Source organism: Arthrobacter sp. 24S4-2, assembly GCF_005280255.1.
In the GTDB taxonomy this organism is placed as follows: Bacteria; Actinomycetota; Actinomycetes; order Actinomycetales; family Micrococcaceae; genus Arthrobacter.
In genome coordinates this window covers 790,892-810,798 of sequence record NZ_CP040018.1, presented here as the reverse complement: position 1 = coordinate 810,798, position 19,907 = coordinate 790,892, and the positions used below count along the sequence as shown (strand labels likewise).

The following is a 19,907-nucleotide window of genomic DNA, read 5'->3' as shown; positions in this document are numbered from 1 at the left end:
CCCGCATGACTGAACTCCGCGGGACGTCATGGCGGGACTCGGTGCCGGAGGCCACGGCCACTGACCTGGAGAACCTGCTGGGCACCGGCGTCGGCGCGGCACAGGAACAGCTGGGGCGCAATGGCGGCTTCCTGCCGTTCGCGCTGGTGGTGGAGAACGACGGCGAGGTGCGCCTCGTCGCCGTCGCCCCGGCGGACGCCCAGGACGGCTCCGAAGGCGAATTCGACGCTGATGAGATGATCGGCGACCTCACCGAACTGCTCCGCCAGAACCGGGACGACTTCCGTGCCGCGGCAGTGGTCTGCGACATCACCCTGCTGGAGGAGGACAAAGATGCCATCCACGTTGCCGCCGAGCACCGCGACGGCTCTGTTTTCGCCGCGGTGCTGGCCTACGAACCCAACGCCGAGTCACACGAATGGGAGTTCGGGCAACTTGCAGCTGACACCAACGAGCCCGCCATTTGGGTGGACTAGACCGCCAATAGGTTGCTGACATGAAGATCAATGCCTTCGCGGACGTAAGCCTGCGCGCCATGATGGTCCTGGCGGCGGCGCCGGACGGCAGCCTGCTGACCACCCAGAGCATCGCCGACGCCGTTGGTACCCCGTACAACCACGTCAGCAAGGCCATGGCAAAACTCCGCGAACTCGGCGTGATCGACGTCGAACGGGGACGCAACGGCGGTTCCCGGCTGAATGAAGCCGGCCGCCGGGCCACGGTGGGCCAGCTCCTGCGGCAGCTGAACACCAGGGCCGATCCGGCCGACTGCCACTCCTTGAATGGCGAGTGCCCGCTCATCAACGAATGCCGCCTCCGCGGCGCACTCGCCCGCGCCCGCGAAGCCTTCTACCGTGAACTCGACGACATCGTGGTGGCCACACTCCCGGGTACCCGCCAGATGGCACCTGTGTTCCAGGCGATCGGTCTCCGCCCCAGCCTCCGCCCCAACACCTAAGGCCCGGACGGCCCTCAAGCTTCACGCCCCACGCGACTTGCAGGCCCGATTTTGATATCTCTTCTACGCCGTGTAGAACTTAGGTATAAATACTCGTATTTCAAATACATGTATTGAACGCGGTCTGGACGGAAGTACCGGGCCCTAACCTCAGGAGTACACATGCTCTCGGACAAATCCCGCCCTGTCATCGAGGCCACCCTGCCGCTGGTCGGTTCCCGGATCGGTGAAATCACCCCCAAGTTCTACGCCCGCCTCTTCGCAGCCCATCCGGAACTGCTGGACGGGCTCTTCAGCCGTTCCAACCAGCGCAACGGCAACCAGCAGCAGGCCCTGGCCGGAAGCATCGCCGCTTTCGCCACCCACCTGGTGAACAACCCCGGAACCCTGCCGGAGACCGTGCTCGCCCGCATCGCCCACCGCCACGCGTCCCTCGGCATCACCGAGCCGCAGTACCAGGTGGTCTACGAGCACCTCTTCGCCGCCATCGCCGAGGACCTGGCCGAGGTCATCACGCCCGAAATCGCCGAAGCCTGGACCGAGGTCTACTGGCTCATGGCGGATGCGCTGATCAAGCTCGAGAAGGGCCTCTACGCCGCACAGGCCAACGGCGTGATGTGGAGCCCGTGGCGGGTCGCCGCCAAGACCACCGCCGGCACCGGTTCCATGACCTTTACCTTGGAACCCGCCGATGACACCCCCATCACCCCCGCTCTCCCTGGACAGTACGTGAGCGTCAAGGTCCAGCTTCCGGACGGACTGCGCCAGGTCCGTCAGTACTCGCTGTCCGGCGATGCCGGCACGAGCCGCACTTTCACCACCAAGAAGGACGACGGCGGTGAAGTCTCCCCGGTCCTGCACAACAACGTCCAGGTGGGCGACATCCTGGAAATCTCCAACCCCTACGGTGAAATCACCCTCAAGGAAGGCGACGGGCCCGTCGTCCTGGCCTCCGCCGGGATCGGCTGCACACCCACCGCCTCCATCCTGCGCTCCCTCGCAGACTCCGGCTCGGACCGCCAGGTCCTGGTCCTGCACGCCGAAAGCGACCTGGACAGCTGGGCCCTGCGCAGCCAGATGACGGACGACGTCGAACGCCTCGACGGCGCCGACCTCCAGCTCTGGCTGGAGGAACCGCAGGCCGGCTCCAAGGCCGGCTTCATGTCCCTGCGTGAGGTGGACCTGCCGGCAAATGCGTCGCTGTACCTTTGCGGGCCGCTGCCGTTCATGAAGCACATCCGCAACGAGGCCATCAACGCGGGCATCCCCGCCACGAAGATCCACTACGAAGTCTTCGGCCCGGACATCTGGCTGGCTTCTTAAGGGACTTAATTGTCCGTTCGCGCACGGTACGACGGCGGCGCCGCACCTTTTCGGAAAAGGTGCGGCGCCGCCGTCGTTGTAGCTGTTCGTCCTGGCTAGCTGCCGTGCCGGCTGCTAGTGGTCAGCCATGCGTTCCTTCAGGGCTTCGAGCTCGGAGCGCAGGGCCTCGGGCAGGGAGTCACCGAACTTCGCGTACCACTCTTCGATGGAGGCCAGCTCGGCGTCCCATTCCTCGCGGTCGACGCGGACGGCGTCTTCCACGTGGGCGTGAGTCAGGTCCAGGCCGGTGAGGTCCAGCGAGTGGCCCGCCGGAACGAAGCCGATCGGGGTCTCAATGGCGTCAGCCTTGCCTTCGAGACGCTCGATGGCCCACTTGAGGACACGGGCGTTGTCGCCGAAACCGGGCCAGGCGAAGCCGCCGTCGGCGGTGCGGCGGAACCAGTTGACCAGGAAGATGTGGGGCAGGCGCTCCGGGTTGGCCTTGCCTGAGACGCTGATCCAGTGCTTCAGGTAGTCGCCTGCGTCGTAGCCGATGAACGGCAGCATGGCCATCGGGTCCCGGCGAAGCACGCCAACCTGACCGGCAGCGGCGGCCGTGGTCTCCGAGGAAAGCGTGGAGCCCATGAAGATGCCGTTGGTCCAGCTACGGGCCTGGGTTACCAGGGGAACCGTGGTCTTGCGGCGGCCGCCGAAGAGGATGGCGGAGAGCTCCACACCCTCGGGGCTGTAGTACTCCTCGGCCAGCATGTCGATCTGCGAGATCGGCGTGCAGAAGCGGGAGTTCGGGTGGGCGGCCGGCTGGTCCGAATCCGGGGTCCACGAGTTGCCCTGCCAGTCGGTCAGGTGCGCCGGAACGTCGTCCGTCATACCCTCCCACCACACGCCGCCGTCGTCCGTGAGGGCGACGTTGGTGAAGATGCTGTGGCCCTTGGCGATGGCGCGCATGGCGTTGGGGTTGGTGCCCCAGCCGGTGCCCGGGGCTACGCCGAACAGGCCGGCCTCCGGGTTGGTGGCGCGGAGCTCGCCTTCCTTGCCGATCCGCATCCAGGTGATGTCGTCACCCAGGGTTTCGACTTCCCAGCCCTCGATGGTCGGATCAAGCAGGGCGAGGTTGGTCTTGCCGCAGGCCGAGGGGAAGGCCGCGGACAGGTAGTACGACTTCTTCTCCGGCGAGGTGAGCTTGAGGATGAGCATGTGCTCCGCAAGCCAGCCTTCATCGCGGGCCATCACCGAGGCGATGCGCAGGGCGTAGCACTTCTTGCCCAGGAGGGCGTTTCCACCGTAGCCGGAGCCGAAGGACCAGATGGAGCGCTCCTCGGGGAAGTGCACGATCCACTTGTCCGGGTTGCACGGCCATGCGACGTCGGCCTGGCCGGGGGCCAGCGGGGCACCGAGGGAGTGCAGGGCGGGAACGAAGAACGCGTTCGTCGCCGTGATCTTGTCCAGCACCTCAGTGCCGATATTGGCCATGATGCGCATGGAGGCGACAACGTAGGCGCTGTCCGTAATCTCCACACCGAACTTGGGGTCTTCTGCGTCCAGGTGGCCCATGACGAACGGAATGACGTACATGGTGCGGCCGCGCATGGAGCCGGCAAACAGGCTGCGAAGCTTCTGCTTCATCTCTGCCGGTGCCATCCAGTTGTTGGTGAAGCCGGCATCGCGCTCGTTCTCGGAGCAGATGAAGGTCTGCTCTTCAACGCGCGCCACGTCCGCAGGATCGGAGAATGCGGCGAACGAGTTCGGGAACAGCTCCGGGTTCAGCCTGGTCAGAGTTCCGGCGTCAACGAGTTCGCCCGTGAGCCGGGTGTATTCCTCTTCCGTACCGTCAACCCAGTGGATCCGGTCCGGCTGGGTAAGTTCTGCAACCTCTTCGACCCATGCCAGCAGGCCAGCATGTGTGGTGGGTGCTTTCTCAAGCAGCGGCAGTCGTGCGAGATCGCCCATTGCGGTTCCCTTCCTCGGGTTCAGTCGTGTGTCCTAAATGCTAGGGCTCTAGACCACTGCAATTTTTGGGTCAGACATGGGATGTCTTGGACGCCGAAAAGCAAAAACCGCGGAAAATCAAGGAACAGCACCCCCAAAAATTCTTGTTTTTGTGAGCAAGGTCACATAGACCGGTCTAGTCGCGCAGATTACACATGTTTCGATTTGGAAGTCGGCAGCATCTCGCGTAAAGTAATTCGAGGTTCGGGGGTGAACGAAAAACTCCCGGAGCCGAGAATGCGCCCATAGCTCAGCTGGATAGAGCGTCTGTCTACGGAACAGAAGGTCAGGGGTTCGAATCCCTTTGGGCGCACAGATATAGAGATCCGCACTGGTTCGCCGGTGCGGATCTTTTGTTTAACTCCGATGCGTGCGCCTGCCGGTCCGGCGCCCACTGCTGCCGCCCTCAGGGCCGGACTACTGCTCCATAGCTTCAGAAATGCGCTGGCGAATGCCGTCAAAATGGCGGTTGAGCCTTTCGGCGGCCTGGACCTTGTCACCGTCCGCAACGGACTCAAAGATCCTCCGGTGTATGGCCGCGGTTTCCATCAGGTCTTCGGCCCCTGTGCCCACCTCAAGATGGATCTGCCGGTAGACCTTCCAGAAGACTCCCAGAAGGTTGACCAGCAACTCATTGTTAAGCGGCTCAAACAACCGGCGGTGGAACTCTGCATCAGCCTCCACGAAGGCGTCCCCCGCGGCGGCCAGCTGCTCCATCGTGGCGACCGAGTCCTCCACGGCCGCCAGCTGGCTTGAGGTCATGGCATCCATGGCACTGCCGACGAGTCCCGATTCCAGGGCCTGGCGCACGTCCACCAGCTGCAGCGCCTCCCCGCCCTTGTGGCGCAGAGAAAGCCTGCCGCGGAATGTGAGCCCGTCGGTCAGGGCATCGAAATTACTGGGCGCCACGAACATGCCGAAGCCGTGGCGGATTTCGATCACGCCCAGGGCCTGCAGCACTTTGAGGGACTCGCGCAGGGTGTTGCGCCCCACGCCCAGGGCAAGTGCCAGTTCATTTTCCGTGGGCAGCGCATCGCCCGCTTCAAGTTCGCGCTCCAGAATGAGGTCCATGATGTCCGACTGTAGGGCGCGCAGCCGTGCCTGGGCGCTGAACCGGGCCTGCGAAGCAACGCTGGAAGTGGTCATGGTTCCCCTTACCGAGTGTCCTGAGCCGCCCCGTTGAAGGGCCCACAGCAAACAATATTGGATGTCCCACCTTCTGTTAAGCTCCCACGCCCAATCTCCCGGGCCGCTTGCCGCCCCGGGTCCGTAGATGCCGGGCGTAGTCTGTTGCCATGTCGGCGAAAATTGAACGCGAATTCGATGTCATTGTGATCGGCGCCGGCGCCGTGGGTGAAAACGTCGCGGACCGCGTGGTCCGCGGCGGCCTGACCGCGGTGCTCGTAGAGGCGGAACTGGTGGGCGGCGAATGCTCCTACTGGGCATGCATGCCCTCCAAGGCGCTGCTGCGACCCGGCACCGCCCTGCATGGCGCACAGACAGTGCCCGGCGCGGAGGAAGCCGTGACCCGCACCCTGGATTCGGAGGCCGTGCTCAAACGCCGGGACTACTTCACCGCCAACTGGCAGGACGACGGCCAGGCCAAGTGGGTGGAGGAGGCGGGGATCGGGCTGATCCGCGGCCGCGGGCGCATCACGGGGCCGCGGGCCGTCGAAGTGACGGGGCTGGACGGCGTCACCTACGTCGTTTCGGCGCGGCAGGCCGTCGTACTCGCCACCGGATCCGCTCCCACCGCCCCGCCCGTACCGGGCCTGGACGGGCTGCAGTACTGGACCACCCGCGAAGCCACCTCCGCGCGCACCGTGCCGCACAGCCTGGCGGTCCTGGGTGGCGGAGTTGCGGGCACAGAGCTGGCGCAGGCCTTTGCGCGGCTCGGTTCAGCCGTGACACTCGTGGCGCGCGGCGAGCTGCTCAGCATGTACCCCGCAGAGGCGGCGAAACTTGTGCTGGCGGGGCTCCGGGCGGACGGCGTGGACGTGCGCCTCAACACCGGCACCGAGCGGATTAGCCAGAACGACGGCTCCTTCACCGTGGATCTGGCGGACGGCGACAGTATCAGGGCCGAAAAACTCCTCGTAGCCACCGGCCGCCGCGCGGCCCTGGCAGGGCTGGGAGTGGAAAGCGTCGGTTTTGGCCCCACAGACGGCAAGGCACCGTCGCTGCGTACGGACAGCACGGGCTTGGTCGCCGGTCCGGCCGGGAACCAGGACCAGAGCCAGAACGGCGGCCAGTGGCTCTACCTGGTCGGGGACGCCGCCGGCCAGGTCATGCTCACCCACCAGGGCAAGTACTCGGCGCGGGCCACCGGAGATGCCATCGTGGCGCGGGCCAAGGGCGAACTCAAAGGCACGCCGGCGCCATGGAGCCGCTTCGCGCAGACGGCCAATGAGCACGCCGTCCCCAACGTGGTGTTCACGGATCCCGAGCTGGCCAGCGTCGGCCGGTCGGTCAGCCAGGCCGGGAAGGACGGCTACAACGTCTCATCGGTGGAACTTCCCATCAATGTGTCCGGCTCCTCACTGCATTCCGAGCACTACGAAGGCTGGGCGCAGCTGGTGGTGGACGAAGACCGGAAAGTGCTGCTCGGCGCCACCTTCGCCGGGCCCGGCGTCGCCGAACTCCTGCACGCCGCCACGATCGCCGTCGTGGGCCAGGTTCCCCTGGACCGGCTCTGGCACGCCGTGCCGTCCTACCCCACCATCAGCGAAGTCTGGCTGCGGCTGCTGGAGAAGTACGGCCTCTGACTGTTTGGTCACATCCACCCGATTCTATTTGAACTGACTGGTCAGTTTAGTTAGCCTTGATGCAGACAAGCTCTGCGAAAGGCTCCAATGCTCTCGGTTCAACAGCTCCACGTGAAGGGCCGGCGGGATGATCTGCTCCCGCCCACCTCGCTCCAGGCACGGCGCGGCGAACTCGTGCTGGTCTCCGGCAACCGCCAGGACCAGCGGACCGCCCTGGCACTGACCTTGAGCGGTCGGATGAAACCGTCGTCCGGCCAGCTGCTCTGGGACGGCCAGGAGAAGACCAACCGGCTCCGGCTCGCCGCTGCCCTGGTGGACGCCCCGGGAGTCAACGAGCCGGAACAGCACCTGAGCGTCCGCGACCTGGTCACTGAGGACCTTGCCCTGATCCCCCGCCGCTACCGCGGAGCCCTGCTCAGCAAGCCGTGGCTCAAAGTCAACCGGTTTGAGGACATCGCCGGGCTTTGGACGGAGCAGCTCGCCCCGGCCCGCCGCATCGAACTGCTCACGGCACTCTCGCTCGCCAACCCGGACACCGACCTGCTGGTGATTGACTCTCCCGACCGGCACAGCGCGGACTCCGCGGACTGGCTGCCGCGCCTTGAGGAACTGGCGTACGACGGCGGCCGGCCGCTCGCCGTCGTCGCCACCGTTGCTGCCCTCCCGGACAACTGGACCGGCCCGGCAGTGGTGATCGGCAACGCCGCCCCCGGACGGCAGACGCAACAGCCGCCGCGGCGGCCCCTGAAACCGCGGGCACCCCTGCCCCGACCCCCGAAACAGAGGACGCAAAGTGACTGTGCTGCGGCTGGCCCGCTCCGAACTCAAGCGCATGACCGGCGGGCTGCTGCCCAAGCTGACCATCATTGCCCTGACCATGGTGCCGCTGCTGTACGGCGCCGTGTACCTGTACGCCAACTGGGATCCGTACAGCAACCTCGACCAGATTGACGCCGCGCTGGTGGTGGAGGATACCGGCGCCACGTCCAGCGACGGAACGCGGCTCCAGGCCGGCCAGGATGTTGCGGACAGCCTGGTGGAAGGGCACGTTTTCAACTGGCAGCCCGTGGACTCCGCCGAGCAGGCCGATCAGGGCGTCAGCAGCGGCAAGTACGCCTTTGCCCTCAAGATTCCCAAGGATTTCTCCGCCAACCTGGCCTCCCCCGGCAGCTTCGACGCCGCGAACCAGGCCATGCTGAACGTGACCACGAACGACGCCAACAACTACCTGCTCAGCACCATCGTGGACAAGCTGACAACGGCCGTTCATTCCAGCGTGGCCAAGGAAGTGGGCGAGGAGACCGCCAACCAGCTGCTCACCGGCTTCGGGACCATCCACACCCAGATGGTCAAGGCAGCGGACGGCGCAGGCCAGCTTTCCGACGGCGTGGGCAAACTCCACGACGGCACCGTGACCCTGCATAACGGCACAACGCAGCTCAGCAGCGGCGCCGGCGAGCTCTACGCCGGCCAGGTCAAACTGCGCGACGGCGCCAACCAACTGGACGCCGGCGCGGCACAGCTCAGCGACGGACTCGGGCAGCTCAAGGACAAGACGGCCTCCCTGCCGGCCGACTCACAAAAGCTGGCCGACGGCGCGGCGCAGGTAGCCGCCGGGAACGCCGCACTGAACACCAAAGTGCAGGACGTCGTCGGACAGCTCAACGCGGCGGACCAGGGCCTCAGGAACCGCGTGGTGGAGTCCAACGGCAGGTTGATGACCGCCGGGATCATCACGCAGGCGCAGGCGGACAGCATCCTGGCTGACTTTGACAAGGCTGCTGCCTCCGGCCCGGTGGCCGACGCCAAAACGAAGATCCAGACCGACGCCGCCCAGATCCAGCAGCTCGCAGACGGTTCGGCCGCCGTGAGCGCAGGTGCCGCCAAACTGGCGGCGGCCACTCCAGCCCTGACGGGCGCCATCTCCCAGGCATCCGCCGGCGCGGACCAGCTCCACGCCGGAACCTCCACCCTGGCCGGCGGCGAGCAAAATGCCGTTGACGGCACCGCCAGGCTCGCGGAAGGTGCCCGCACGCTCGACGACGGCGCGGCGCAGCTTGAGGACGGCGCGGCAACGGCCGCCAGCGGAGCAGGCACCCTGGCCTCGGAGCTGGCCACGGGAGCCGGGAAGGTACCCAACCCCGACGATGCGCAGAAGAGCAGCCTCGCCAAGGTGATGTCCGATCCGGTGGCCGTCAGCAACGTCTCGCAGGCCAAGGCCGGCTCCTACGGTGCCGGGCTGGCCCCGTTCTTCCTCACGTTGGCAATGTGGATCGGCATCTTCATGCTCATCCAGGCCATGCGGCCCGTTACGCAGCGGGCGTTGGCGTCCAACGCGCCGTCCTGGAAGATCGCAATCGGCGGCTGGCTGCCGTTCCTGGCGGTCTCCGTGGTCCAGGCGAGCCTGCTCACCCTCGTAGTGGACCTGGCGCTGGGCCTCAACCCCGCGCACCCCGTACTGATGTGGCTGTTCATGCTGGCGGCGGCCATGGCCTTCAGTGCCCTGATCCAGGGCATTGTGGCGTTGCTTGGTTCGCCGGGGAAGCTGGTGGTGCTGATCCTGCTGGTGCTCCAGCTGGTGTCCTCGGGCGGCACATTCCCGTGGCAGACCACACCGCAGCCCCTGCACGTGGTGCATGAGGTCCTCCCCATGGGCTACGTGGTTACCGGGATGCGGCACCTGATCTACGGTGCGGACCTGTCCATGATCCTGCCCACCGTGGCGGGCCTGCTTGGCTACACTGTGCTGGGGGCCGCACTCTCAACGCTGGCGGTCCACAAGCACAAGTTCTGGACCCTGAAGTCCCTGAAACCGGAGATCGCCGTATGACCACGCAGGATGCCGGCGAAAAGAAGCTCCGCCCCGCCCGCACGAACGCCACCAAGCAGAAGCTGTTCGAAGCCTCCATGGAGCTCATTGGTGAACGCGGCGCGGCCGGGGTCACGGTGGACGAGATCGCGGCGGCAGCGGGCGTTTCCAAGGGAACCGTCTATTACAACTTCGGCAGCAAGTCCGATCTGATCGCCCAGCTGCTGCGCCACGGCGTGGACATCCTGCTGGCCCGGCTGCTGAGCGTGAAGGACTCCTCCGCGGACCCGCTGGCCGCCATGGACGAAATGATCGGCCAGGCGATGGACTTCATGGCAGAGTACCCGTCGTTCGCCAGGCTGTGGGTCAGCGAGAACTGGCGGACCCCCAGCGAATGGCAGGACACCTTTGCCGAGCTCCGTGGCCGTCTGCTGGAAGTGATCGGCGCTGCCATTGAGGGTGTGGCCGGACGCTACGACGTTGATGAATCCATCTCGCAGGGCAGCCTGGAAACGGCCATCTTCGGCGCGTGCTTCGTGGTGGGCCTGGATCGCCAGACATACAACCCCGAACGCACACGCGAGCAGAGCGTGGCCGCCATTATGGCAATCATGCGTGGCTACGTCAGGAAGTAGCCCGCGTCGGGGAAGATTAGTCACATGCGCCACATGGGTAACAGCGGGAAGCTAGCCATCGTTGCGGCTTTCGTAGCCGCCGGCCTTCTGGTGCTCACCGCGATCACGCTTGAAGAGGCGGCGCTGTTCGCGTTCCTCGGGACCCTGGCCGTTGGGTACCTTGCCTGCGTCGTCCAGGTGGTGGCCCGGGGACGCAACCTGGCCCTGCTTGCGGGAGGCGCGGGAACCAGCCTGTTCATCGGTTTCGCCATCGCCTTCCTGCGCATGTGGGGGCTGGCCTTCACGGCGGAGCCGGATTCGCTGGGCACGGCCGTGACAACCATGGACTCCGACATCTATTTCTACCTCGCGGCTGTTTCCGGCGTGGGAACGCTGCTGGTCCTGTTCGCCGGCGCCGTGTGGCCGGCAGGCAAGCGGATCAGGTCCGGCAACCGCAACGGGGCCGGCCGGCGTCAACCTGCCGGCCCCGCACGGCGGCCCGCGGTCCGGCAGGCCTCCCGGCGGGCGTCCGGAGCAGCTTACGGGCGCGTGCCGGCGTCGAGGTCCGGTGCCACGCGGGTACCGGCCGCCAAGCGGCCCGCACCGGCGTCGTCCTCCGTCAAGGCCACCGCACCGCGCGTGTCCCGGCCGGCCGCCAAATCGGCGGCACCTAAATCTGCGGCACCAAAATCGGTACCCAAACCAGGGCCCAAGTCGCCGGCAAAAGCCACATCCCGGCGCTGAGCGTGCCATCGGCGCTGGCCCGGAGTGGCCCCTTGGCGGCCCGGCCGCAGCACGGCAGTGGCCACCCCGCCCAGCAGCAGGAGCCCACCGGCCACCTCTGCCAGTGACGGGGCCTCGCCCAGGACCAGCCACGCCGTCGCCATGCCAACCACCGGGACCAGCAGCGTAAACGGGACTACTGCTGAGGACGGGTAGATGCCCAGGAGCCGGTTCCAGATTCCGTAGCCCACCAGGGACCCGAGAAACGCCGTGTAGATGGCGCTCAGGACAGTGACCGGCTGCAGCTCAGCCAGTGCGCCCCCTACGGCAGCCGGCCCGTCGATCAGCAGCGACAGTCCGATCAGGGGCAGCGGAACCACCGCGCCTGACCACACCACGAGGCCCAGGCCGGAAGCGGCCCTGGCCTGGCGGGCGACAATATTGCCGGCGGCCCAGGACAGCGCGGCCGCCAGCACGATGATCAGCGGAAGGACGGGAGCCACCATGCTCCGGCCCACCGCCACCACAGCGAGGCCCGCCACCCCGAGGACAACACCGGCGAACTGCCTGCCGCTGGGACGTTCACCCAGGATTCCGGCAGCCAGCAGGACTGTGAGCAGCACCTGCGCCTGCAGGACCAGTGAGGCGAGCCCCGCAGGCATTCCCAGCGCCATGGCGAGGTACAGGAGACCGAACTGTCCGGCGCTCATGAACAGGCCGACGCCGAGGATGGCCCGCCAGCTGACGTCCGGCCTGCGGATGAAAAAAATCCACGGGATGACAACGAGAACAAAGCGCATGGCCACGAAAAGCAGCGGCGGAACTTCGGCGCCGTTGGCGTGCAGCCCGATGTCAATCGCGACGAAGTTTGCGCCCCAGAGGATCGCGACGAGAACCGCCAGGGCGGAATGGCGAAGGTTCATGCCCGGCGCTGCCGGTCCAGGGATTCAGGCGCGATGGCCGGCCGCTCAAAGGTTCCGCGGGCGTTCCCCGGGAGCCCCGTCGGGGCCGGGACGGTCCGGGACGGCGTCATGGTGGTCAGGGACAGCGTCATGGTGGGTAGTGGAGCCGGGTTCAGCAGCTCCCGGCGCTACGGTACCCGGGGCAGCGGTTCCCGGTTCAGCGGTACCCGGGGCAGCGTCACCGCGTCCGCGGGTGCCTGCTTCCGCACGGGTCTGGGGAGGCACGTTCTCGTCGTGGGTGTCGGCATCGTGGCGGTCGGAGGTGACAACGTCCGGATCCACCTCATCCGCCTTCCGGAGCTGATCCTGCGAAGCGACGCGCACGCGCTCCGCTTCCTGCTGCTTTTCGTGGGCGTCCCGGCGCAGCCGCTCGGCCTCAACCTCGGCCTGTTTGGCATCAGCCTCGGAGCGTGCCGCCTTGGCCTCGCGGTCGCGGGCGCCGAGCTCGTCGGCCTTGGCTTTCTCGCGCATTTCGGCGGCCCTGTTCCGGTCCGCGTCCGTCTTGCGCTTGCGGTTGAAGAACAGCACCGCCGCTACGATCGCCGCCACTACTATGATGCCGATGATGATCCCCACGAGCTGTCCTGAGTCCACGATGATCTCCTCTAACCTGGGCCGCTGACGAATATCTCCAGTAAACATCACAAACCCACTCGTGACCATGGAACGGCGGCCCGGGCGGCGCGGCACAAAGCCCCGGCCAACGGCAGGTGCTGCAACGGGCTCCCTTAGTGCGCGCGCGGCACCTTGAAATGCGTCAGGCGGGCGTCCTGGCCGTCCAGTTCGGCCCACGTCTTTTCGGTTTCCAGGACACTCAGCCCGCTGGTGGGAAACCTTGTGGCGGCGTCCATGTAGGCATCGTGGTTGGAATCGCGTGACGCCAGGTGCATAGCGAGATCCTGGACGCCGGGCATGTGGGAGATCACCATCAGTGTGGTCACGGTGTCAGGCACATGGTTGATGACGGCCAGCATGCGCAGCGCGGACGCTCCGTACAGTCCGTCCTCGAGCTTTGGGGTTGGGGCTTTGTCCCCCAGTTCCGAGCAGACCCAGGTGCACGTCTGGCGGGTGCGCAGCGCACTGGAACACAGGATGAAATCAGGAATCACCCCATGCTTGCGCAGCCATTTGCCGGCCAGCGGAGCCTCACGGTGCCCGCGTTCCTCCAGCGGGCGCTCATGATCGGGCACACCCCCGGGCCAGTCTGCCTTGGAGTGCCGCATGAGGACCAGGCGCCTGATGTGATGCTCGCTCATGCACCAATCCTAGTGCGGCGGCCCTGCCCCTCAGGTCACGGCCGCCCTGCACGAGGTTTAGCCCTCCAGTACAAACGTCACTTCGAGCACCACGTGCCAGGCAACGACGGCGCCGTCCGCGATTTCGACCTTCTGTTCCTTCACCCACGCGCCCGTGACACCCCGAAGCGTCTTGTTGGCCCGGTCGATGCCTTCCTTGATGGCATCATCAAACGAGGTCTTCGAGTTAGCGCTCAGGGTGGTAATGCGTGCAACAGACATAGCTCCTCCTGATGGTCGGATGGACGATCAGAGACTACGCCGCCCCACCCCGCACCAACAGGGTCATAGGACCGCACCGAAGCCGAAGCCCTCCCCACCAACACCCATCAGCCGCGGAGGCACATACGCCAAGAGCCCGCCGCTTGAAGCGCGGCGCCCGAAAGGACCGCGAAAGCGAAAGCGCCCGTCCCCAACAAGGGGACAGGCGCTTTGCGCGGAGTTAAGGACTAGATGGAGTATTCCGGAGCGGCCCAGACCACAACTTCCGGGTGCTCGTAGAACCGGTAGCCCTGGCCGCGGACCGTGCGGACCGTGTTGGCGAGGCGTCCCAGCTTGGAGCGGAGCCGGCGGATGTGGACGTCGATGGTGCGCTCGTTGGGCACTTCTTCGGCGTTGCGCCACAGGCCTTCGAGCAGTTCGTCGCGGCCCACGGTGCGGGTGCCGTTTTCCACGAGGTAGTTGAGGAGTTCGAATTCCTTGAACGTCAGGTTCAGGGATTCGCCGTCGAGGTGCACCTCGCGGCGGGCAAGGTCGATGAGGACGCCGGAGGGCCGGGGGTCCTGCGGCTGCGGCAGGCGGGAGGCCTCCGTGCGCTGGCGGGACACGGTGGGGTCACCGAAGGTGGACCGGACGACGTCGAGCGCGGAACCCGGGGCGCTGGCGGGGGCTACCGCCACTGCCGCGTAGCTTTCCGCACCGTTGACGAGGGACTGCGCATAGGCGCGGATTTCCTGGGCAAGCTTGGCAATGGAGGTGCCTGCTGCTGCGGCCGTTTCCTCGTCGATGCCCATGTAGAGCACGAATCCACGGGCCACGTTTTCATTCGCGACCGGTCGTACTGCGCTTCCGTTGGCAGGTGCAATCACGGGCGTGGGTGCCGTCTGCGGGGCTTCGGCGGCAGGGACGGCACGCAACTGGCCATACGAATTGGGGTTGTAGCCCTGCGGCGCGTAGCCGGGGGCCGGGAAGCTGCTGTTCGGCGCTGCCGGGGCAAACGCCGGGCGGGCGCCGAATCCCTGGCGGAGGCCTGAAGGCTGGCCACCCTTGTTGGCGTTTCGGACGGAGATGTGGACGTATCCAGATGCAACTGACATGGAATGCTTACCTCAATGTGAATGGCCGTCATCGCGGCTCGAATGCTGGCTTTCCCCGCAATGAAATCTGGGGAGGGGCGCCCGACGCTGGGCTTGGGGCGAATGCCTAAAAACTTCTCGGGGGTGGGGAAGTTAGGCGTGCATTCGACAACAGCGCATGTCTTCGCCAGCGGGTGGGCTGGTCCAGGATTCTGCGGCTGCAGGTGCTGTTGAGTTCTTGTTCACAATTGAAGTGTGCAACGTAACAATGACAACTTGCAAGTAACAATGGACGCTATCGTCCGCATCGTGAGATGAAATCCCGCAATGTGGCCTAAATCACGATTCTGAATTGACAATAAAATAACAAGTGTTTTTCAGAACGATCGATCGGATTCTGCCGTATTCCGAATATTATTCTTCCAAACAGCGGTTTCTCGCGCAAAAAATCAGCATGTATGGAATAGCTGAAATAGCCAAAACTCCTCGGCGCGGATGTCCAGCCCCTGGCCGGGCTTCACGGAAAAATTGTCTCCTTGAGCCCCCGCCAGTTCAGTTGGACTGGCCGGTAAGCGTCGCCGCCACGAGCTGAACGGACTCGGCCGGGAAGCCGTTGGAGTCCTTACCTGCCACGATCCTGACCGTGGCTCCGGAGACGATGTCCGCCACGGTCAGCTGGCTGGTTGACGTTCCGCCGGCCTGTTGACGCCTTTGCTGCACATTGCTCACCACCACATCCGAACCCAGCGAATAGGTGCGGCTGAACCCGTCCGTGCTCTTGACAGTCACGGAGTCCGAGCTGACCTCAGCGACTGTTCCCTGCTGCTCAACTTTGGTGACGTAGGCGCCGTCCTGAAGGACAACATATTCGGAGTGAACCGCGGCCGACACCCCGCTCCCCATGCCTCCCAGTCCGCCCGGGGCGAAGTTGCCCGGACCGCCCTGGGCGGGCATCCCGCCGGCAAAGCCGCCCTGCGTGCCGCCACGGGCGCCCGGCGCCGTTCCCGGCAGGGCCTGACCGTCCGTCGCAGTCTCCGCTGCTGCGGCGCCCGACGTCAAGGCGTAAACTCCCACACCGGCCCCGCCGGCGAGAACTGCCGCGGCACCGGCCACTACCAGTCCACGCTTCCTGGTCCAGGGCTTTGAACGACCGTCCGGCCCTTTCGCGGAAAACGACCCAGCAGGGAATGATCCAGCGGAGGCCGGTGCGCCCCAGCCGCCGGAGGGACGGGTTGACCCCCACCCCGCCGCCGGCAAGTTGTGCGTCGCCAGGGGGTCTGTCGGCTGCGGTTCAGGGGCATTGGCCGACGGCGGCGCTCCCCATCCGGCATTTGCCGGGGGTTGCTGGCCTTCGGGCGTGCCTTCGGGGTTTGGGGGAACCGGCCGGTTGTTGTCGCTATTCATCGCGTACTCCTTTGAGCGGGGTGACTCTGTCCACTCCAGACTCCGAACCGTTCCTGTGCATGGGCTGTGCGGGGCAACAGGGCCGCCTGTGAGCTCGCCGCGCTGGAACCGGCCGGCCGGGAAGGAAACCCACGCCGAACCGCCGGAGGTAGGCCCGCCGGGCGTCCAGCTCGCTAGGCTGGGATTCACAGCCGGCCCACAGGATCCCCATAGCGCCGGCTAAACCGCAGATCGGAGAGTTGTACCATGGCCACTTCGCACTCCATGACTAACAACCTTCCCCAGCTCACCCACCCGGACGGCTCCCCCATCCGCGCCCTGGTGGTTGACGACGAACCAAGCCTCTCCGAGCTCATGAGCATGGGGCTGCGGATGGCAGGCTGGTCCGTTGCCGTCGCCGGGGACGGCCCGGCGGCCGTGAAACTCGCCAGGGACTTCCGCCCCGACGTCCTGGTGCTGGACGTGATGCTGCCAGGGTTCGACGGCGTAGAGCTGCTCAGCAGGATCCGCGCCTTCGCGCCGGAAGTACCGGCGCTCTTCCTGACGGCCAAGGATGCCGTCCAGGACCGTATTCTGGGCCTCGCGGCCGGCGGGGACGACTACGTGACCAAACCGTTCAGCATGGAGGAAGTGCTCCTGCGCCTGCACCGGCTGGTCCAGCGTTCCGGTGTGGCCGCCATGGACACCGCCGAGCTGGTGGTGGGCGACCTCGTCCTCAACGTGGACACCAGGGAGGTGACCCGTGCCGGCGAAGAACTGCAGCTGACAGCCACCCAGTTCGAGCTCCTCCGCTACCTGATGGAGAACCCCAAGCGCGTGGTCAGCAAGGCACAGATCCTGGACCGCGTGTGGGACTACGACTTCGGCGGCCAGGCAAACATCGTGGAGCTGTACATCTCCTACCTGCGCAAGAAGGTGGATGCCACGCACCCGCCCATGATCCACACAGTCCGCGGCGCGGGCTACGTCATCAAACCGGCGGATTGAGCGGTGCCCACACTTTCCGGCGAAATCCGCAAGGACGGCCGCCGCTGGCTGGATCCCTCAACCTGGCACCTGCGCACCCGGCTGGTGCTTGTGGCGATGGCCCTGCTCGTGGCCATCTGCGGCGCCATCGGCCTGTTCAGCTACGCGTCCATGGACTCCTTCCTGACCCGTCAGCTCGACGAGCGCCTGGGCCAAGCATCAAGGCTCTCGAGCGAGGCAGGGCGGCCACGGCTCGGCAATCCGAACGGCCCCGGGCCGGACCCGCTGGAGGGCAGGGGCCAAGGCATCGGAACCCTCATAGCCCGCATCAACAATGGCAACGTCAGCAGCGCCGGGTTCCTCGCCAACGACGCAACCCCGGCATCGCTGTCCCCGGAAGACGACCAGATCCTCCTGGACCTCCGCCATGACGGAAATCCGGTGGACCGCACCCTGTCCACCGGTTCCTACCGCCTGGTGGCCGTTGAGGCGCCCTACGGCGACGTGATCGTTACCGGGCTTCCCCTCGCCGCAAAACAGAACACCCTCAATTCACTGGTGTGGACCATGGTGGTTGTGTCGTTCGGCGGGCTGGTGCTCATCGGTCTGGCCGGCACCGTGCTCATCCGCCGCACCATGAAGCCGCTGGAGCAGCTCTCGGAAGTCGCCACGCAGGTTTCGAAACTGCCGCTCGACGCCGGTGAAGTGGCTCTCGCAGTGCGCGTACCGCCGTCGAACGCCCATCCCGGAACTGAAGTGGGCAGCGTGGGCCATGCACTCAACCTCATGCTGGACAACGTGTCCAAGGCGCTCGAGGCCCGGCAGCAGAGCGAGACCAAGGTCCGCCAGTTCGTGGCGGACGCCTCACATGAACTGCGCACGCCGCTCACCGCCATCCGCGGCTATACCGAACTCATGCGGATGACCGAGGACTTCACACCGGACGGCAAGAAATCGCTGGCGCGGGTGCAGAGCCAGTCCGAACGCATGACCACCCTGGTGGAGGATCTCCTGCTGCTGGCCCGGCTGGACGAAGGCCAGCCCCTCAAGCTCAGCGATGTGGACCTGACCCAGCTGGTGGTGGAAACCGTCAGCGATGAGAAAGTCATGGCGCCGGACCGCATCTGGCAGCTGGAACTGCCCGAGGAGCCGGTGGTTGTCCGCGGCGATTCCAAGCAGCTGCACCAGGTGCTGGCCAACCTCCTCTCCAACGCCCGCAAGCACACCGGTCCCGGGACCACTGTGGTCACGGGCGTCATGCGTTCCGCTGACGGCAGTGCCGTGGTGACCGTGACGGACAACGGCGGGGGGATCCCGCCCGAATTCGTGGGCAGGGTTTTTGCCCGTTTTGCCCGGGCGGACGCAGCACGCACCGGCCCGGAAGGCTCAGCATCCGGTACTGCCGCCGCGGGAGCGGCGGCCGCGGAAGGGACCAGCGGGCTGGGCCTGTCGATCGTGCAGTCGATCATGGAAGCCCACGGCGGCACTGTCGAGGTCACGTCCCGCCCTGGCCGCACCGAGTTCGCACTCCGGCTTCCCGGTGAACGGTCCGTGGCCTAAGCTCCTGACGCAGTTTTGACCCACGGTCCGGCCGGTGCCCAACAGCACCGGCCGGACCGTTCCTTGTTCGGCACTGATTCTGCGGTTCCGCTTCGCGACGTTCCTGTGCGCTGGACGCAAGTCAACGCGCCGCCGTTGTGATCTCCGTTATCCAAATGTGACTTAAGCTCCGACCTCCTGTACGGTTTTTGGAGTGCGGCCACCGTTCCGGCCGCATACCGGGATGGACGCCAAACTCTGCCGCTTCCCGGATTTCCTCCTGATCAGGCAGAGGCGGGGGACCCAGGTCTCCGGGCATTCTGCATCAGCCGCCCTTGGGGTGAAGCCGACACGTGAAGTTCCGTGCGGCCGGATGACCTCATCCGAACCCGACAGCTAACTCCGCCGGCATCGAGAGGCAATCATGACTAAATCCACGCCAGAAGTACGTCCAGCGCGCGCTTCACGGGAGTCCGCGGCGCCCGTTAAACGTTCGCGCCACCGCGCCGCATCAGCCAAAACAACGTCCCCGCTGTCCCGGATTGCCGCAGGCCTGCAAGGCTCCGGCAAGCGGGCGGCGGTGGTGGCCACCGCGTGCGCCGTGCTCATCGGTGTCGGCGCCGCCGGCCAGGCTTCCGAGCCTGTTTCCTCCGTGACCGCCGCAGCGTCGGCCGGAAGTACCGCTGCCACCTCCGACGTCGAGTCCAAGCTCGCGTTCGAAAAGGTGCTGGTCTCCGCCATGCCCGCCCCGTCCTCCGTCACAGTGGCGCCGCAGTCAGCCGACAAGCCGGCCGCTGAAAAGGCACATGAAGCACCGGCACCGGCACCTGCTGCGGCTCCTGCTCCTGCGCCGGCCGCGGAACCTGCCCCGGCCCCTGCCCCGCCGGTTGCGGTTGACGATCCCGCCGGCGCACAGGAGTACGCGGCCTCCCAGCTTGGCGGCTACGGCTGGGCCGCGGACCAGATGCAGTGCCTCAACGCGCTGTGGACCAAGGAATCCGACTGGAAGACAACGGCCACGAACGCCAGCAGCGGCGCGTACGGCATCGTCCAGTCGCTGCCGGCCGAAAAAATGGCGAGCGCGGGCGGGGACTACCTGACCAACTTCCGCACCCAGATCAACTGGGGCCTGAACTACGTCAAGGAGCGTTACGGCTCCCCCTGTGGCGCCCTGGACTTCCACCTCGCCAACAACTGGTACTAAGCGGGGCGCATTCCCGCTCTGTTGGCAACCGAGGGCCTCGAATCCACGTGATTCGGGGCCATTC

General features: G+C 66.1%; 19 protein-coding genes, 1 tRNA gene and 1 riboswitch. Of the genes, 11 read left to right on the top strand and 9 right to left on the bottom strand.

Translation table 11 applies throughout. The features are described 5' to 3' along the window. The first annotated feature begins 5 nt into the window (after positions 1 to 5). The 3 genes from FCN77_RS03900 (at position 6) to FCN77_RS03890 (ending at position 2,281) form a co-directional block, all read left to right on the top strand. Positions 6 to 476, top strand: a complete 471-nt coding sequence (locus tag FCN77_RS03900; RefSeq protein ID WP_137321204.1) for a hypothetical protein — start codon at positions 6 to 8, stop codon at positions 474 to 476. Positions 477 to 496: 20 nt separating this feature from the next. Further along, complete coding sequence (locus FCN77_RS03895) at positions 497 to 958, top strand: Rrf2 family transcriptional regulator (RefSeq protein ID WP_137321203.1); 462 nt, start codon at positions 497 to 499, stop codon at positions 956 to 958. Between the two features lie 162 nt (positions 959 to 1,120). Then, on the top strand, positions 1,121 to 2,281 hold the full coding sequence (locus tag FCN77_RS03890) for a globin domain-containing protein (RefSeq protein ID WP_137321202.1): 1,161 nt from the start codon (positions 1,121 to 1,123) through the stop codon (positions 2,279 to 2,281). A gap of 114 nt (positions 2,282 to 2,395) precedes the next feature. Here the strand turns inward: FCN77_RS03890 and FCN77_RS03885 are convergent, their stop codons facing one another. Continuing rightward, entirely contained in the window at positions 2,396 to 4,228 is a 1,833-nt protein-coding gene (locus FCN77_RS03885; protein ID WP_137321201.1) for a phosphoenolpyruvate carboxykinase (GTP), read from the bottom strand. Between the two features lie 278 nt (positions 4,229 to 4,506). Here FCN77_RS03885 and FCN77_RS03880 point away from each other — a divergent pair. After that, positions 4,507 to 4,580 (top strand) — tRNA-Arg (locus FCN77_RS03880). A 104-nt stretch (positions 4,581 to 4,684) separates the two neighbouring features. On the opposite strand, the gene FCN77_RS03875 is transcribed toward FCN77_RS03880, so the two are convergent. After that, positions 4,685 to 5,413 (bottom strand): FadR/GntR family transcriptional regulator, encoded by a 729-nt coding sequence (locus FCN77_RS03875; RefSeq protein WP_137321200.1) that lies wholly within the window; start codon positions 5,411 to 5,413, stop codon positions 4,685 to 4,687. A gap of 149 nt (positions 5,414 to 5,562) precedes the next feature. On the opposite strand from FCN77_RS03875, the gene FCN77_RS03870 reads away from it, so the two are divergent. The 4 genes from FCN77_RS03870 to FCN77_RS03855 all read left to right on the top strand — a co-directional run bounded on the left by FCN77_RS03870 (position 5,563) and on the right by FCN77_RS03855 (position 10,476). Further along, positions 5,563 to 7,032, top strand: coding sequence for an NAD(P)/FAD-dependent oxidoreductase (locus FCN77_RS03870; protein WP_137321199.1), 1,470 nt, complete (start codon positions 5,563 to 5,565; stop codon positions 7,030 to 7,032). 87 nt (positions 7,033 to 7,119) lie between these two features. Then, entirely contained in the window at positions 7,120 to 7,983 is an 864-nt protein-coding gene (locus FCN77_RS03865) for an ABC transporter ATP-binding protein (RefSeq protein WP_254678839.1), read from the top strand. Then, positions 7,865 to 9,862 carry a YhgE/Pip domain-containing protein gene (locus FCN77_RS03860; RefSeq protein WP_254678989.1) on the top strand — a complete coding sequence of 666 codons (1,998 nt, stop codon included), beginning with the start codon at positions 7,865 to 7,867 and terminating at the stop codon, positions 9,860 to 9,862. Before FCN77_RS03865 ends, FCN77_RS03860 begins: the two co-directional genes overlap by 119 nt. Then, positions 9,859 to 10,476: a TetR/AcrR family transcriptional regulator gene (locus FCN77_RS03855; RefSeq protein ID WP_137321197.1), complete on the top strand. Its 618-nt coding sequence runs from the start codon at positions 9,859 to 9,861 to the stop codon at positions 10,474 to 10,476. Before FCN77_RS03860 ends, FCN77_RS03855 begins: the two co-directional genes overlap by 4 nt. 51 nt (positions 10,477 to 10,527) lie before the next feature. On the opposite strand, the gene FCN77_RS03850 is transcribed toward FCN77_RS03855, so the two are convergent. The 7 genes from FCN77_RS03850 to FCN77_RS03820 all read right to left on the bottom strand — a co-directional run bounded on the left by FCN77_RS03850 (position 10,528) and on the right by FCN77_RS03820 (position 16,134). Next, complete coding sequence (locus tag FCN77_RS03850) at positions 10,528 to 10,932, bottom strand: hypothetical protein (protein ID WP_137321196.1); 405 nt, start codon at positions 10,930 to 10,932, stop codon at positions 10,528 to 10,530. Between the two features lie 62 nt (positions 10,933 to 10,994). Then, complete coding sequence (locus FCN77_RS03845; RefSeq protein WP_137321195.1) at positions 10,995 to 12,101, bottom strand: EamA family transporter; 1,107 nt, start codon at positions 12,099 to 12,101, stop codon at positions 10,995 to 10,997. Positions 12,102 to 12,146: 45 nt separating this feature from the next. Next, positions 12,147 to 12,734, bottom strand: coding sequence for a hypothetical protein (locus FCN77_RS03840; protein ID WP_254678838.1), 588 nt, complete (start codon positions 12,732 to 12,734; stop codon positions 12,147 to 12,149). Positions 12,735 to 12,868: 134 nt separating this feature from the next. Further along, positions 12,869 to 13,396 (bottom strand): histidine phosphatase family protein, encoded by a 528-nt coding sequence (locus FCN77_RS03835; protein ID WP_137321194.1) that lies wholly within the window; start codon positions 13,394 to 13,396, stop codon positions 12,869 to 12,871. 57 nt (positions 13,397 to 13,453) lie between these two features. After that, positions 13,454 to 13,657: a dodecin family protein gene (locus FCN77_RS03830; protein ID WP_137321193.1), complete on the bottom strand. Its 204-nt coding sequence runs from the start codon at positions 13,655 to 13,657 to the stop codon at positions 13,454 to 13,456. Between the two features lie 227 nt (positions 13,658 to 13,884). Next, positions 13,885 to 14,751, bottom strand: a complete 867-nt coding sequence (locus FCN77_RS03825; RefSeq protein ID WP_137321192.1) for a winged helix-turn-helix domain-containing protein — start codon at positions 14,749 to 14,751, stop codon at positions 13,885 to 13,887. Positions 14,752 to 15,282: 531 nt separating this feature from the next. Next, positions 15,283 to 16,134, bottom strand: a complete 852-nt coding sequence (locus tag FCN77_RS03820) for a hypothetical protein (protein WP_254678837.1) — start codon at positions 16,132 to 16,134, stop codon at positions 15,283 to 15,285. 246 nt (positions 16,135 to 16,380) lie between these two features. Between FCN77_RS03820 and FCN77_RS03815 the strand changes: the two genes are divergently transcribed. The 3 genes from FCN77_RS03815 (at position 16,381) to FCN77_RS03805 (ending at position 19,843) form a co-directional block, all read left to right on the top strand. Then, a complete protein-coding gene (locus FCN77_RS03815) occupies positions 16,381 to 17,121 on the top strand; it encodes a response regulator transcription factor (RefSeq protein WP_137321191.1) in 741 nt (246 codons plus the stop codon). 3 nt (positions 17,122 to 17,124) lie between these two features. Next, positions 17,125 to 18,660, top strand: coding sequence for a HAMP domain-containing sensor histidine kinase (locus tag FCN77_RS03810; protein ID WP_137321190.1), 1,536 nt, complete (start codon positions 17,125 to 17,127; stop codon positions 18,658 to 18,660). Between the two features lie 228 nt (positions 18,661 to 18,888). Next, positions 18,889 to 19,064, top strand: a riboswitch (cyclic di-AMP (ydaO/yuaA leader). Then, the gene (locus FCN77_RS03805) at positions 19,064 to 19,843 is read left to right on the top strand and encodes a hypothetical protein (RefSeq protein WP_137321189.1); all 780 of its coding nucleotides are present in this window, start codon (positions 19,064 to 19,066) and stop codon (positions 19,841 to 19,843) included. (Overlaps the previous riboswitch by 1 nt.) Positions 19,844 to 19,907 lie beyond the last annotated feature (64 nt).

Excerpts from the sequence above, each read along its gene's own strand:
- FCN77_RS03900 (WP_137321204.1), top strand. The coding sequence starts at position 6 with ATGACTGAACTCCGCGGGACGTCATGGCGGGACTCGGTGCCGGAGGCC.
- FCN77_RS03895 (WP_137321203.1), top strand. The coding sequence starts at position 497 with ATGAAGATCAATGCCTTCGCGGACGTAAGCCTGCGCGCCATGATGGTC.
- FCN77_RS03890 (WP_137321202.1), top strand. The coding sequence starts at position 1,121 with ATGCTCTCGGACAAATCCCGCCCTGTCATCGAGGCCACCCTGCCGCTG.
- FCN77_RS03885 (WP_137321201.1), bottom strand. The coding sequence starts at position 4,228 with ATGGGCGATCTCGCACGACTGCCGCTGCTTGAGAAAGCACCCACCACA.
- FCN77_RS03875 (WP_137321200.1), bottom strand. The coding sequence starts at position 5,413 with ATGACCACTTCCAGCGTTGCTTCGCAGGCCCGGTTCAGCGCCCAGGCA.
- FCN77_RS03870 (WP_137321199.1), top strand. The coding sequence starts at position 5,563 with ATGTCGGCGAAAATTGAACGCGAATTCGATGTCATTGTGATCGGCGCC.
- FCN77_RS03865 (WP_254678839.1), top strand. The coding sequence starts at position 7,120 with ATGCTCTCGGTTCAACAGCTCCACGTGAAGGGCCGGCGGGATGATCTG.
- FCN77_RS03860 (WP_254678989.1), top strand. The coding sequence starts at position 7,865 with ATGACCGGCGGGCTGCTGCCCAAGCTGACCATCATTGCCCTGACCATG.
- FCN77_RS03855 (WP_137321197.1), top strand. The coding sequence starts at position 9,859 with ATGACCACGCAGGATGCCGGCGAAAAGAAGCTCCGCCCCGCCCGCACG.
- FCN77_RS03845 (WP_137321195.1), bottom strand. The coding sequence starts at position 12,101 with ATGAACCTTCGCCATTCCGCCCTGGCGGTTCTCGTCGCGATCCTCTGG.
- FCN77_RS03835 (WP_137321194.1), bottom strand. The coding sequence starts at position 13,396 with ATGAGCGAGCATCACATCAGGCGCCTGGTCCTCATGCGGCACTCCAAG.
- FCN77_RS03830 (WP_137321193.1), bottom strand. The coding sequence starts at position 13,657 with ATGTCTGTTGCACGCATTACCACCCTGAGCGCTAACTCGAAGACCTCG.
- FCN77_RS03825 (WP_137321192.1), bottom strand. The coding sequence starts at position 14,751 with ATGTCAGTTGCATCTGGATACGTCCACATCTCCGTCCGAAACGCCAAC.
- FCN77_RS03820 (WP_254678837.1), bottom strand. The coding sequence starts at position 16,134 with ATGAATAGCGACAACAACCGGCCGGTTCCCCCAAACCCCGAAGGCACG.
- FCN77_RS03815 (WP_137321191.1), top strand. The coding sequence starts at position 16,381 with ATGGCCACTTCGCACTCCATGACTAACAACCTTCCCCAGCTCACCCAC.
- FCN77_RS03805 (WP_137321189.1), top strand. The coding sequence starts at position 19,064 with ATGACTAAATCCACGCCAGAAGTACGTCCAGCGCGCGCTTCACGGGAG.